The sequence below is a fragment of the Streptococcus anginosus genome (genome assembly GCF_900636475.1).
In the GTDB taxonomy this organism is placed as follows: Bacteria; Bacillota; Bacilli; order Lactobacillales; family Streptococcaceae; genus Streptococcus; species Streptococcus anginosus.
Map to the genome: position 1 here is coordinate 1391165 of NZ_LR134283.1, position 13301 is coordinate 1404465.

Sequence of the window (13301 nt, forward strand, 5' to 3'; positions counted from 1 at the left end):
TTAGGCATCAAAAAGGGGATCTAAAGAGCCCCCATTTCGGAGGAGAATGCTCTCTAGATTCCCAATTTAAACTTATTATTTTTCTGAAGTCTTGATTTTATCAAGATTTCTTCTTGATGAGATAAACTGCACCGACCAAAACAATCAAACCAATGAAAATAGCTACTGTATGAATGACCGTACCTGTCTTAGGCAAACCTTTCTTTGGTGGAGTATAGCGATTTTCAAATGTCTTTATGTTCTTGTCGTAACTTACTTTGGCAACCAAATGACCATTACCATCATCTGTGACTGTTACTGTCACCTTAATCACCTTCTTATCATAAGTGATTCCTTGAAGTTTTGTATCCTTTTCAGTGATGGTGTAATGATAGGTACTAGCTTTCGTGTACTCAATGGTGTCGAAAGTGACACTACCGTCTTGAGCATTCTTCTTGCTTTGAGTAACTTTATCATCTTGACCTTTCAATTCAAACTCAAACTCGCCATCTTTCAAAGCACGACCTGTCAAGGCTTTCTTAACAGAGAGTTGTGCGTTTGTTTTTGCAGCGGAATAAGTGTTCTTGAAGGTCTGATCATCTTTTTCATAAGCAACTTTTGTTACTAAGCGGCCTTGACCATCGTCTGTAACAGTGACTGTCACTTTGATCACTTTGGTGTCATATTTCACACCACCGAGTTTCGTATCTTTTTCGGTGATGGTGTAGTGATAAGTACCCACCTTAGTATACTCAATGGTATCGAAAGTGACGCTACCATCTTGTGCATTTGTCTTCGTTTGGCGAACTTGATCGTCTGTACCAGTCAGTTCAAATTCAAATTCCCCTTCTTTGAGGTGACGACCTTCTAATAGCTTCTTAGCAGAAAGAGTTGCAGTGGCTTTATCTGCTAAATAAGTATTCGTGAAGGTGTTTTGGTTGTTTTCATAAGCAACTGTTGCATGTAGTTGACCTTTACCATCATCCGTGACAGTGACTGTTGCTTTGATTACTTTGGTGTCATACTTCACACCGCCTAAAGCACCAGCTTGTTCTTTAATGGTATAAGTATAAGTTCCAGCTGTTTTGAATGCCAACTCTTTAAATGAAATCTTACCATCTTTAGCGTTCTTAACGGTATCCACCACTTTACCGTTTGGATCAATCAAGTCAAAGGCAAATTCATTCGCTTCTAGGTCGCGACCAGTTAGCACTTTGTTCGCTTCTAATGTCGCAGTTGTTTCCTTAGCAAGGTAAGTATTGCGGAAGGTTGGATTAGCTGTATCATAAGATACTTGGGCAACTAACTGACCATTGCCATCATCAGTAACTTTGACAGTCGCTTTGATTTCTTTCTTATCATAGGTCACACCACCTAAGCCATTGTCTTTCTCTTTGATGGTGTAATGATAAGTGCCAACTTTTGTATAGTCAATCGTATCAAAAGTAACACGACCGTCTGCTGCATTTTTCGTAGTCTGACGAACGTTGTCATCAGATCCGACTAATTCAAATTCAAACTCTTGATCGTTTAATGCACGACCTGTCAGTTCTTTGGTTACGCTTAGTTGTGCACTAACCTTTTGACTAGAGTATGTATTGTTGAAGGTTTGGTCATTGTTTTCATAGGTTACTTTTGAAACAAGCTGACCTTTACCATTATCGGTGACTTCAACTGTTACCTTGATGGTCTTGGTGTCGTAAGTCACACCACCCAATCCTGTATTTTTCTCAGTAATGGTGTACTTGTGAGTACCAACAGTTTGATACTTAATTGCATCAAATTGAACCTTACCAGCTTTGTCATTCTTCTTGGTTTGAAGAACATCTGCCTTGCCATCTTCTTTCAGATCAAAACTAAACTCGCCATCCTTCAAAGCACGTCCGGTTAATTTCTTCGTGACAGAGAAAGTAGCATCGGTACCTTTGGCAGTATATTTATTTGTAAAGCTTTGTTTAGAAATTTTATTCTTACCGCTCTCGTCAAGACCGAGGTAGACGATATTGTAAATCAACTGTCCATCATCTTCTTGTTGAACACGAATGGTAACTCTAATTGGTTGTTTATCGTAGCCAACACCTGGAACCTTACCTGCTTTCTCTTTGATAAGGTAGTTGTAAAGACCAGTCTTGGTGAACTTAAGAGCTTTGAAAGGAATCGTACCATCCGCTTTATTTTTAACTGTTTGAAGTAGCTTGTTTTGTCCATCGTATAATTCAAACTCAAACTCGTCATCTTGTAGATTTCGACCCGTTAAGGCTTTTGTCACCTGCAGTGGCACTGTGATTTCTTTTGGTGTGAACGTATTCTTAAAGTTCTTTTTACCACCGTCATAAGTCACAGTAGTACTTAGCTTCCCTTTACCATCATCCGTTACTTTAACTGTGACTTTGACTTTGCTCGAGTCATAAGTAACTCCTGTCAGACCATTATTTTTTTCTGTAATGGTGTAGTGGTACTCACCTGCCTTGTCGTAGTTAATAACTTGGAACTGAACTTTTCCTTGGGCATCATTTTTAGCCGTTTGAAGAACATCTGGTTTACCATCTTCCTTCAACTCAAACTCAAACTCGTCTTTTTGTAGCTGACGACCTGTCAGAACTTTGTTCACTTCTAATCGAGCGAAAGTCTTTCCTGGAGTATAGCGATTCTCAAAAGTTGGGTTTTTAGTCTCCTCACCAGCTTTCGAATAAGTGATCTTTGTAACTTCAAGCTTTCCTCCCTTATCTTCGACAGTTACAGTTGCCGAGATAAGATTCGGTTCATATTCAACTCCTGGAACATCACCAGCCTTTTCACTAATGGTATAATGATAGATTCCTGCTTTAGTATATTTAAGCTCTTTGAATTGAACCTTACCATCAGCCGTATTTTTTACAGTTTCTAAAATCTTTTTATTTCGTTGTAGATCTTTGAGTTCAAATTCAAATTCACCTTCTTGAAGAGGACGACCTGTTAAAACCTTTTTCACCTCTAACTTAGCAGATGTTTTAACTGGAGTATAGCGATTATTGAAAGTTGGTTTTTTAATTTCTTCTCCATCTGTCATATAAGTCACTTTGCTAACTTCAAGTTTACCGGATTTCTCCTTGACTTCTACTGTTACCGTGATAAATTTTTGGTCATAGGTAACTCCTGGTGCAGAACCTTTGTTCTCTCGGATAAAATATTCATAAGTTCCTGCTTTAGTATATTCCAATGATTTGAAATTGACCTCACCATTGGCGTTATTTTTAACAGTTTGCAAGATTTTACCGACAGTTGGACTAACTTCAGTATTATCAACCAAATCAAACTCAAACTCTTGCGCTTTCAGTTTGCGACCAGTCAATACTTTCTTAACGGAGAGTTGTACATTTGTTTTAGTAGCTGAGTATGTGTTCTTGAAAGTTTGATCATCATTTTCATAGAAAATTTCAGAATTCAGTTTTCCTTTGCCGTCATCTGTGACTTTGACAGTAACTTTTATTTCTTTCGAATCATAAGTGATACCACCTAGACCATTGTTTTTTTCTTTAATAGTGTAATGGTATTCACCTGCTTTAGTATATTCAATCCGATCGAACTGGACTTTCCCAGCTGCAGTGTTTTTCTTCGTTTGGTGAATATGATCTTCCTTACCAGTCAATTCAAACTCAAACTCGTCTTTTTGTAGCTGACGGCCTGTCAGAACTTTGTTCACTTCTAATCGAGCGAAAGTCTTTCCTGGAGTATAGCGATTCTCAAAAGTTGGGGTTTTAGTCTCCTCACCAGCTTTCGAATAAGTGACCTTTGTAACTTCAAGTTTTCCTCCCTTATCTTCGACAGTTACAGTTGCCGAGATAAGATTCGGTTCATATTCAACTCCTGGAACATCACCAGCTTTTTCACTAATGGTATAATGATAGGTTCCTGCTTTTGTATACTCAAGCTCTTTGAATTGAACCTTACCATCAGCCGCATTTTTTACAGTTTGGAGAACTTGTCCATTTTCTTTTAAGTCAAACTCAAATTCATTTTTTTGAAGTTTGCGACCAATTAATTTCTTAGTTACAGAAAGTTTTGTGCTTGTCTTCTCTGGAAGGTAATAGTTTGTGAACTTATTCTTTTCTTCTCTACCACCTTGGCCATCAATACCTTCATACTTGACAGTTGACACTAACTTACCAGACGCATCTCTTGAAATAACCACTGTCACATAGATATCGTTCGGATCATAATTAATCCCTTTTTCAGGGTTTACTTTGCGTTTTTCAGAAATAATGTACTTATGCGTACCTTCTTCAGTATAGTTAATTGGATCAAATGTTACTTTACCGTTGACATCATTTGTTTTTGTTTGAATTGGATTTTGGTCTCCCTCTTTCTTCAATTCAAATTCAAATTCTCTATCTTTAAGTTTCCGACCAATTAATTCTTTCTCAATTTGTAATTGTGTAGATACTTTTTCAATTTTTTTATTGACGATATCTTTTGTTATGGATTTAGTTGTTCCAAAGTCTTCAGGTTTAACCTTAATTTCTTTGCCTGTTAACTGATAACCATCCGGCGCTTTAATTTCTTTAATAGTATAATTATCTTTCAGCAACTTAGGAATCGTGACTTTTCCTGTACTATCCGTAGTGAAGTCTCCTACAACAGCACCATTCCGATCACGTGTTACTCTAAAGACTGCTCCTGCCAAAGGTGATCCAGAGGTCTCATCTTTTTTATGCAAGGTTATAGAATAAACATAGCCTTCTGCACTTCCGCCCGCTTCTAGATAGGTCGTTTTGGCGATAGAGTCTATAATTTTGGTTTGACTAGACCAGAGCGATGCGACATTTTCAACAACTTCACCACTTTGTAATTTATAATTTGCCTTAGCTTTATATTTAATATGGTAGCCTTCATCCTTATTTATTTTTCCTAATTTAATAGAAAATTCTGAGTCAGATAAAAATTCCACATTAAATTGGTTTGTAACAGTTTTTTTATTTTCTAAAACCCATCGGTTGTCTTTAATGACCCATTTTCCTTTATAAATTTCAAAACTATCTTTAACATAGGAAATATTTGGTGTTTTTAAAATATCAGTTACTTTTGCATCCGGAACTTCTTTTCCTGACTGATTTACAGTGATATCATAAGTGATAGTATTGTCTGGTTTAAAATTACCTACTTTTGTCAAATCTTTTTGTGATGGCGGAGTTAAACCTCCAAACTCTACTTCTCCTATCGGAACTATATTCCGATTAACTGTAATTTGGAGTGGAACCTTTTTCTTTTCCTTTACGATATGATGATTAACATAAGTATAAAAATAAAAGCTACCAGAAACATCTGATTTGTTTTCAACATACTTTGTATAGGTCAACTTTAATAGTCGATTCTCTGCATCAATAGTTGCACGAGCTACAACTTGACCATCTTTATCTTTAATATCAAAATTAGGAGTTGACACCAAAACCAGATTTTCTGAAATCTTGAATGTTGTATAATCCCCTTCATGCACATCGTTATTTGGCAACTTAAACTGACCATCAATTTTAAACCGTTCCCATTGTTGCAATGGCTTGTCTAACGGTTTTCCATTATGATCGGTAATGCTAAATTTCGTAATCGCATCTATTTCTTTAGGGGCTCTTTGAGTTTTAGGAGCTGCTTGGGTATCTTTAGTATCTTTAGCAGCAGGTGGAGCTCCTGGCTGAGTCTCACTCTTTTCCTCTACCTTACTAGCTTTTTGTGAAGATGTATCTTCTTTTACTTGGCTAGCATCAGAGCTTTCTTCTTTTGAAGTGCTTGGCTTATTTTCCTGCTCATTTGAATTAGCTTCCGCTTTATTCTCAGTAGCAGGCTGCTGCCCCTGACTAGAACTAGTATCTGCTGTCTTTTGCGTTGACTCAGTAGGAGACGTTGGCTGTTCAGTCGTTCCTGTTTTCGGAGATGACTGAGTTGTCACTGTAGAAGATTGATTCGACAATGTCTGAGCAACAGCACTAGCTGGTGATAAGATTGTTGAAGCCAGCAATAATGCAACCCCAACAAGATTCATCGCTTTTTTAATCATGATGATTTCCTTTCTATGGTTTTTCAGGACTTTGTACAAAAGTACAAAACTCCACTAATACCAGTATATCAACTACCTTATAATCCTTTCAATCAAAACGCTCTATATTTTAGTTCTATTTCTTGACAAACTGTAAAGTTTTAAACACCCCATTGATATACAACAGGATATCTCGCAGGTGGTTTACAAAATGTAAACTTTTTTCGATGGTTTTGCTAGACTACATATATTTTTTAAATTAGAATATTTATAAGGAGGGAGCAAGATGGTACTTAATACGAGAGAAAAAATTCTAGAGGCTTTTTTTGAGCTTGCTATGGAACATCCAAATAAAATGCATTTTTCTTTAGCAGAAATTGCCAAAAAGGCTGGAATTTCAAGACAAGCCATTTATAAACGTCATTTCAATGGAAATCATGAAATTCTAGACTATATTCATAAAGAACTTGATGCTGAATTTCGAATGATTTTTCAAACTTATGATAAGAAAGTTTATCCTGATCCTTTTGTCTTTTTTGCAGAGGTAGTGATTCCTATCTTATACACCCACCGAAAACAAATCAGCTGTCTTTTTACAACAGCAGCAGATCCATATTGGAGGGAATTTTTACGAAATACCTATGGACAATGGATTGAACAACATATTACGATTGACTATCAAAAATTAAATATTCCAAAAGAAAAGGCCGCTCAAGTTCTTGTTAGAGGAATTTTGATCTTTATCGAAATTTGGATTACTCAACCTGAACCTACCCCTCCTGAACAATTTGCAGAAACCTTTTTAAAGTTGATTCATTTCCCTCTGACAGACTATGTTTGTTTCAAGCAAACTTCCTCTAATGACAAACTAATCGTTACAAACAGTTTGGAAGATAAAGAAAGGGAGTGAAACCGAACTAATCTTGAAAATTCTTAGTTCATAGTCTCATCTCCCGTAGCTCTTCTGAGCTTGAAAAACGGATGAAGAAGTAAGTTGTCACGCTCACTTTTTATGTTATTTTTTTGTGGAGCGGATGATAAGATAGAATAACCACACTAATACCAAGCCTGCTAATGTTAACAGAAATTTTGCTAAAAACAGCATATCTGGATTGAGGGTTAAAATCCCTCCTGTCAATAGCAAAGCTAGAAAGATAAGACTTAGTATAAGACGATTGGCTACGGATTCGATGCGACGAAAGCGTTGATTGTAGTCTATCAAGTCATGATTAACAACCAAGCGACCATTCACCACCTGCTCCACTAGCTGGTGGAGCCGTCTTGGAATGCTTTTCCCATGCCGCAGCAAGTAGAGTAGTTCGATTAAGAAAGAATCATAACTCAAAGTCTGGTGCAGGATGTCTGATTTCATATTTTCAAGGAAATATTGCTTGGCTAAGGTCATCAAATTGATATTAGGAGCTAACTCGCGAAAGAGTCCCTCAATTTGCAGGGCTGCTTTTTCTAAGATCGTCATCTGGGACGGTACTTGCAAATGATGACGTGTACAAACCGCCACTACGTCCTCAAACATATCTGTAATAGATAAGGAGCCCAACTCTAAATTGCCGTATTTGGTTAGCATGCGTTCAACATCTTGCTCTAGTTGTAATTTATTGATTGGTTCACTAGCCGTCGTAATGGTCAGAATGGCCTGTGTCATCGAGTCAATATCCTGTGTCGTAAAGCTAGACAACATGTCGTTTAGAGACATACGAAAACCCGTTTCCAATTCTCCCATAATCCCAAAATCAATAAAATAAATCTTTCCTTCATGAATCAAGAGATTGCCGGGGTGTGGATCACCATGAAAGAATCCGTCTTTAAAGACTTGTTTGATAAAGCTCAGCATGAGCTTCTGACCAATATCTTCCAAGTCATAGCCAGCCTCCTGTAAAAAAGCATATTGATTGATACGGACACCTGGAATATATTCCTCCACAATCAAGTGCGGAGTGGTAAACTCTGGATAGACTTTTGGCACTCCAACACAAGGAATATCTTGATTGTATTGGGCGAACTCATCCATGTACTTAGCTTCGTTGCGAAAGTCAATTTCGTTCAGCAATGTTGTCTGCAACTGTTGCAAAATCTTTGGTAAATCCACCATAGGCAGCAAATGTTTGGGAAAATGACGGGCTAAACGAACCAGAAGAGCAAGGTCTTCTGTAATTTGCTCTTGAATGTGCGGACGCTGAATTTTCAGTACGACTTCATCGCCATTTAACAAAACAGCACGATGAGTTTGTGCCACGGAAGCGCTCGCCAAATGCTCTTGTGAAACATCTGAAAAGAGTTGCTCAATCGGACGCTTTAACTCATCTTCAATCGCAGCCATAACAGTTTCTTTGTCCAAAGGATTGACGTCATCTTGCAGCTTGCTCAATTCCTTGATATAGATTTCTGGCAATAAGTCACTACGGGTAGATAAAATTTGACCGATTTTTACAAAACTGGGTCCTAGTTGTTCAAAAGCTTCTCGCAATTGCTTGGGAGCTTTTTTCTCGTCCAACGGTTTTTTTCGATCTTTCAGATTGGACCAGCCGACTGCACTAAAGGCTGTTAGAATCTCTCGTAAGCGCTTGTTTGCCATAAGGTTATCTCCATCCTGTTTGTCATCATCATTTTTTCTTTCAAATCCTATTTTTAGTTTAGCAAAAAACGCAGCCTTTATAAAGTTGTGACTGCGTTATCAGGAAGATTATTCTTCTGTTTTTGAAAATCCTTTGAGTAGTTGATCTAGTTTATCTTCTAGTCGTTCAATATCTTGCTTGGTGGCATATACATCATCGGATTGCTCCTCTGGACTTTCAGCCGTTTTTTCATTTACTTTGCGCTTTAGCTCTGACTGAAGCTGTTTGCCTTCATCCACCGTCAAGCGACCTTTGGCAATCAATTCTTTGACAAATTCGGTGGCTTTATCATAAGTCATGGAAGTCAATCCAATACCTGCCAGCAAAACTTTTTTCAATTCGTCCATCTTGACACCTCCGTATATGAGAATCTTTCCACTTTCATTATAGCGCTTTTAAGCCATTTATTCTAGAGAAAATTGAACTGATAGACAAATTTTTAAAAAAGATCAACCACAAGTTTTACATTCAAAATAGTTAATAAAATAGAAACGGCATAAGCTAAGTAGGTATTCCATTTGCTGTTGACAAATTCGCCCATGAGCTTTTTATTAGAGGTGAAATACACGAGTGGAAAGATTGAAAATGGCAAGGCGACTGAAAGAAAGACTTGGGAATAGACCAAAAGATTGTCTAGCACCTGTTCTTTGTCTCCGTATAAAATAGCAACAATCACAACCGGTAAAAGAGCTAGTAAGCGGGTTACCAAGCGGAGAAACCACGGTGGTAGCTTCATGTTTAAGAAGCCTTCCATCACAATTTGTCCCGTTAAAGTTCCTGTAATAGTTGAGTTTTGACCACTCGCTAACAAAGCCACTGCAAAGAGCGTTGAGAGGATAGGACTAGCAATAGCACCAGCAATTTGAGGGTCTTTTAAGGCATTGTACATTGCAGAAAAAGCACCAATTTTATCCGCATGTTCAAAGAATAATGCTGCCCCTAAAATCAACAACAAAGAATTAACCACAAAAGCCAAACTCAATTGAATATTCGAGTCCCACGTCATAAACCGTACAGCTTCATGCACGGATTGTTTGGCTTTGTAATTAACTTTTCGCGTTTGCGCGATAGAAGAGTGCAAATACAGATTGTGTGGCATGACCGTTGCCCCCACAATGCCCAGTGCTAAGGTCAAAACGGACGTTCCATTTTTACTAGCCGTATGTTGATAAGCTGCTACATTTGGCAAATATCCTGATAAAATATGATGAAGATCTGGCTTTGCAAGGATCACCAGATATAAGAAAATCAATAAAATAGTTAAAATCAGCGTTCCAACGATTGCTTCAATCTTACGAAAGCCTAATTTCATCAAAAAAAGCAACAAGAAAACATCAAAGACTGTAATCAAAATCGAAAATAACAAAGACCAACCAAATAGTAAATGAAGCGCAATCCCTGCACCGATGACTTCTGCCAAGTCCGTTGCCATTAAAGCCAACTCTGTAATAACCCAAAGGAGATAGCGAACTGGCTTTGACGTATGAGCCGCAATGGCTTGTGCCAAATCCATCCTTGTGACAATTCCTAATTTTCCCGCCATTTGCTGCAATTGCATAGCCATTACAGAAGAAACCAAGACAGCTGATAAGAGCAAATAACGATAGGTAGCACCACCTACAACACTTGTAATCCAATTTCCCGGATCCATATAACCAACGGCAACCAGCATTCCCGGCCCTGAAAAAGCTAATAAAGTACGAAAGAAACCAGCGTTTTTAGGCGTTACAATACTTTGGTTAACTTCACTTAAGGAAACCTTTTTGTCTGACATTTCTATCATTCTTTCTATTGTAGAATTATTTCTAATATATATTATAGCACAAACTATTAACGGTGGTTAATTTATATTTTTATAATGGTTAATATTTGGTGCTATTTAAACAATAAAATGCTTAGAATAGCTAAAATCGCAGGTCCGCCTTGAGTCAAGATGATTTTCTTGTTAGCTGTGACTGCACCATACGCTGCAACCCCGATAACAAACAAAACAAAAACGGTCACAATTTCTAAATTATGTGAAATATACAAGCCATATAGTAGGAAAAGAACTAAAAAGGCATTGTAAACCCCTTGATTTTTAAACAAGGAAGTAACGGACGGGCGAGATAATTCTTCCTTTGTCATATTAAAGACTCGGCTGGTGCTGTCTGACTGGGTAGCGATACTTTCTAGATAAAAGATATAGAGGTGTTCCAGTGCGACAAGTGTAGCTAATATAGTAGTAATGAGTGACATAATTTTTTCTTTCTAATGTTTTTCCACGGTAATCTGATCTAAGCCAGATACAAGTTTTTCTAATAAAGTGCTCAGCGTCCTTTGCTCATCATCCGAGAGAACTTTTTCCATTTGCTTTTTGACATTTACATGATAGGTCGGTGGCTCATGCAAAAGCTGCTCTTTTGCAACATTCGTTACATTCACTAGAACCTCTCGTTGATTTTTGGGATTGCGGCTCCGTTGAACATATCCGCGCTCTTCTAAAAATTTGAAATGCCGAGTCAAGGCTGCAGGATCGATTTTTAAGACCTCTTGCACAGCAACTTGACTGCATGGAGCATTGTCCAATAAAAAGGTCAGTATCTCATACCGCGTTAAGCTGATTTCTAATTTTTTCTCAAAGAGTTGCGTGATGGCTTGATCGGTTAAATGCAATTGATATAGCAGGTGATGAATGGCAACCATCTTTTCTCCTTCCTGGCTTTAATTGACTAGTCAATTATTGATAAATCAATTATAGACTATCAAAAAAAGAAAAGCAAATATTTTGCTCCCCTTTAACAGATTATCTGTTTAATCTCTAGTAAATGGTTGATTTCGTGATTAATGTTTGGTCGGTCATCGCAGAAATTGATTGATTGAATACCGCTGTTAAAGGCAACATCTACATCTAACGTCCGGTCACCGATATAGTAAGTGCTTGTCTTATCCAGCTGGTATTTCTCTACGAGATAGTTCACACCTTCTGGGTCGGGCTTTCTTGCAAATCCATTAGCAGTAGTTACAATTTCTGTGAAATAATCCAAAATCTCTAAATCCGCCAAAATTTGATAAGCATTTTTCCCTTTATGAGTATAGACAAACTGCTGAATATCTGCTTCCTGCGCCCAAACAAGAATAGCCTTAGCACCATCCATGAGCTGAATGTGAGCATTTTTCTCTTGCAAACTTTGACCTCGAAAGCGGTTCATCTCTTCAGCATCTAAACCTTTTTCTGTTGCGACTTTTTCCAGTAATTTCTGAACAGAATGTTGCAAGATATAAGCATGGATAGCTGGTCTGTCAAAATCCAAGCCATAGTGCATATAGGTTTCCTCAAGCCCCGCTAAAATCGCATCATAGGAATCCAATAATGTTCCGTCCAAATCCCAAATAAAAGCTTTTGTCATGTTATTTTCCTCATTTTTCGTTGATAGATGATTTGTAAAAAGATCCAGCGAAAGCCATTGTCCAAAAGAGTGGCGCTCCAAACTCCGGGCAAGCCCAAGTCCAGAGTTACTCCCAGAAAGTAGCCCGCCACAATGCGAATCAGCCACATACCAACAGTCGTAGCATAAAAAGGCAACTTGGCATTTCCCAATCCTTGCCAAACAGCTGTGTAAATGACTGTTCCTGCTGTCATAGGCACACCTAAAAGTGAAAACAGAATGACCGACAAGCTAGCTGTCACAGCGCTACTATCCTTTGTATAAAGATGTGTTAGTGGTTGCCCAAGTGCAAAAATAAGCAGAGCCACCAGTAACATGAGTCCAAGAGATAGCCAGTAGGTCTGCTTCGTCAGCTTCCTAACTGTCTGAAAGTCTGCCTGTCCTACTGCGTGAGCCACTAACATAACCGTTGCGGTAGCGACCGCAAAGCCCGGCATATAGTTAAACTGAGTCAGAACCTCTCCGATAGCATTTCCCGCGACAGCATCTGTCCCGAACTTAACGATAATGGCAATAATCACCACATCTCCAGCCCGCATCATCAGCCGCTCTCCAGCAGCTGGCAGAGATAAACGCAACAAGTCCCAATCCAGCCTCCAATTCCAAGGCGCTAAAGGCAGAGACAATTCTTTCCATAAAATCAAAACGCCTACCAGACGGGCTAAAATGGTGCCCAGCGCCACTCCAACAATTCCCATGTGGAAAATAAAAATCGCAAGACTGGAAAAAATGACATTGAGCAGATTGCTTAAAAAACTGATATACATGGGCATGCGAGGGTTGCTAGTTGCCCGAATCAAGGAGCCTAGCGTAGTCATCAGACCCAAAAGGAGAATCGTTCCCCCGATTAAAGCCAGATAAAGACCACCTGCATTGGCGACGACAGGCTCCGTTCCCAGCCAAGCTAATATCTGGCGTCCAAAAACAAGCGAGAAAAGTCCTAGAAAGACGCTCAAAATCAGAGTTAATTTAATGGCTTCGCTAGTGTGATAAGCCAGATTGTCTCGATCTCCTTCTCCCAAACTCTTGGAAATGAGACTGGATACTGCTGCTCCCAGCGCAATAAAAATAGCTTGGTAAATCGTAATAACATTACCAGCAACCGAAACTCCTGAAATAGCCACGAGACCGAGACTCGCTACCAAATACGAGTCCACCATTCCCATTAGCATCTGCAAAAAGTTTTCGACCATGGCTGGTAGGGCAATATTTAAAATCTTTTTATAAGTGGTCATACATCATGAAACTCCTGCT

Annotated in this window: 9 protein-coding genes; 1 reads left to right on the forward strand and 8 read right to left on the reverse strand. The window is 38.5% G+C overall.

Annotated elements, in window-relative coordinates; translation table 11 throughout:
* Positions 1-100 precede the first annotated feature (100 nt).
* Complete coding sequence (locus tag EL079_RS06810; RefSeq protein ID WP_018543690.1) at positions 101-6007, reverse strand: Spy0128 family protein; 5907 nt, start codon at positions 6005-6007, stop codon at positions 101-103.
* A gap of 265 nt (positions 6008-6272) precedes the next feature.
* Between EL079_RS06810 and EL079_RS06815 the strand changes: the two genes are divergently transcribed.
* Complete coding sequence (locus tag EL079_RS06815; protein ID WP_003032003.1) at positions 6273-6896, forward strand: TetR/AcrR family transcriptional regulator; 624 nt, start codon at positions 6273-6275, stop codon at positions 6894-6896.
* A 105-nt stretch (positions 6897-7001) separates the two neighbouring features.
* Here EL079_RS06815 and EL079_RS06820 read toward each other — a convergent pair whose 3' ends face one another.
* The 7 genes from EL079_RS06820 to EL079_RS06850 form a co-directional block, all read right to left on the reverse strand.
* Positions 7002-8579 (reverse strand): ABC1 kinase family protein, encoded by a 1578-nt coding sequence (locus EL079_RS06820; protein WP_003032023.1) that lies wholly within the window; start codon positions 8577-8579, stop codon positions 7002-7004.
* A 108-nt stretch (positions 8580-8687) separates the two neighbouring features.
* The gene (locus tag EL079_RS06825) at positions 8688-8966 is read right to left on the reverse strand and encodes a phasin family protein (protein ID WP_003032012.1); all 279 of its coding nucleotides are present in this window, start codon (positions 8964-8966) and stop codon (positions 8688-8690) included.
* A gap of 92 nt (positions 8967-9058) precedes the next feature.
* A complete protein-coding gene (locus EL079_RS06830) occupies positions 9059-10393 on the reverse strand; it encodes an Nramp family divalent metal transporter (protein WP_003031968.1) in 1335 nt (444 codons plus the stop codon).
* Between the two features lie 101 nt (positions 10394-10494).
* Positions 10495-10857: a DUF1304 domain-containing protein gene (locus tag EL079_RS06835; RefSeq protein WP_003032000.1), complete on the reverse strand. Its 363-nt coding sequence runs from the start codon at positions 10855-10857 to the stop codon at positions 10495-10497.
* Between the two features lie 12 nt (positions 10858-10869).
* Positions 10870-11304 (reverse strand): MarR family winged helix-turn-helix transcriptional regulator, encoded by a 435-nt coding sequence (locus tag EL079_RS06840; protein WP_003031996.1) that lies wholly within the window; start codon positions 11302-11304, stop codon positions 10870-10872.
* A gap of 92 nt (positions 11305-11396) precedes the next feature.
* A complete protein-coding gene (locus EL079_RS06845) occupies positions 11397-12008 on the reverse strand; it encodes an HAD-IA family hydrolase (RefSeq protein WP_003031987.1) in 612 nt (203 codons plus the stop codon).
* Positions 12005-13282 (reverse strand): MATE family efflux transporter, encoded by a 1278-nt coding sequence (locus tag EL079_RS06850; RefSeq protein WP_003032026.1) that lies wholly within the window; start codon positions 13280-13282, stop codon positions 12005-12007. The genes EL079_RS06845 and EL079_RS06850 overlap by 4 nt, the downstream gene beginning before the upstream one ends.
* Between the last annotated feature and the right edge of the window lie 19 nt (positions 13283-13301).

Excerpts from the sequence above, each read along its gene's own strand:
- EL079_RS06810 (WP_018543690.1), bottom strand. The coding sequence starts at position 6,007 with ATGATTAAAAAAGCGATGAATCTTGTTGGGGTTGCATTATTGCTGGCT.
- EL079_RS06815 (WP_003032003.1), top strand. The coding sequence starts at position 6,273 with ATGGTACTTAATACGAGAGAAAAAATTCTAGAGGCTTTTTTTGAGCTT.
- EL079_RS06820 (WP_003032023.1), bottom strand. The coding sequence starts at position 8,579 with ATGGCAAACAAGCGCTTACGAGAGATTCTAACAGCCTTTAGTGCAGTC.
- EL079_RS06825 (WP_003032012.1), bottom strand. The coding sequence starts at position 8,966 with ATGGACGAATTGAAAAAAGTTTTGCTGGCAGGTATTGGATTGACTTCC.
- EL079_RS06830 (WP_003031968.1), bottom strand. The coding sequence starts at position 10,393 with ATGTCAGACAAAAAGGTTTCCTTAAGTGAAGTTAACCAAAGTATTGTA.
- EL079_RS06835 (WP_003032000.1), bottom strand. The coding sequence starts at position 10,857 with ATGTCACTCATTACTACTATATTAGCTACACTTGTCGCACTGGAACAC.
- EL079_RS06840 (WP_003031996.1), bottom strand. The coding sequence starts at position 11,304 with ATGGTTGCCATTCATCACCTGCTATATCAATTGCATTTAACCGATCAA.
- EL079_RS06845 (WP_003031987.1), bottom strand. The coding sequence starts at position 12,008 with ATGACAAAAGCTTTTATTTGGGATTTGGACGGAACATTATTGGATTCC.
- EL079_RS06850 (WP_003032026.1), bottom strand. The coding sequence starts at position 13,282 with ATGACCACTTATAAAAAGATTTTAAATATTGCCCTACCAGCCATGGTC.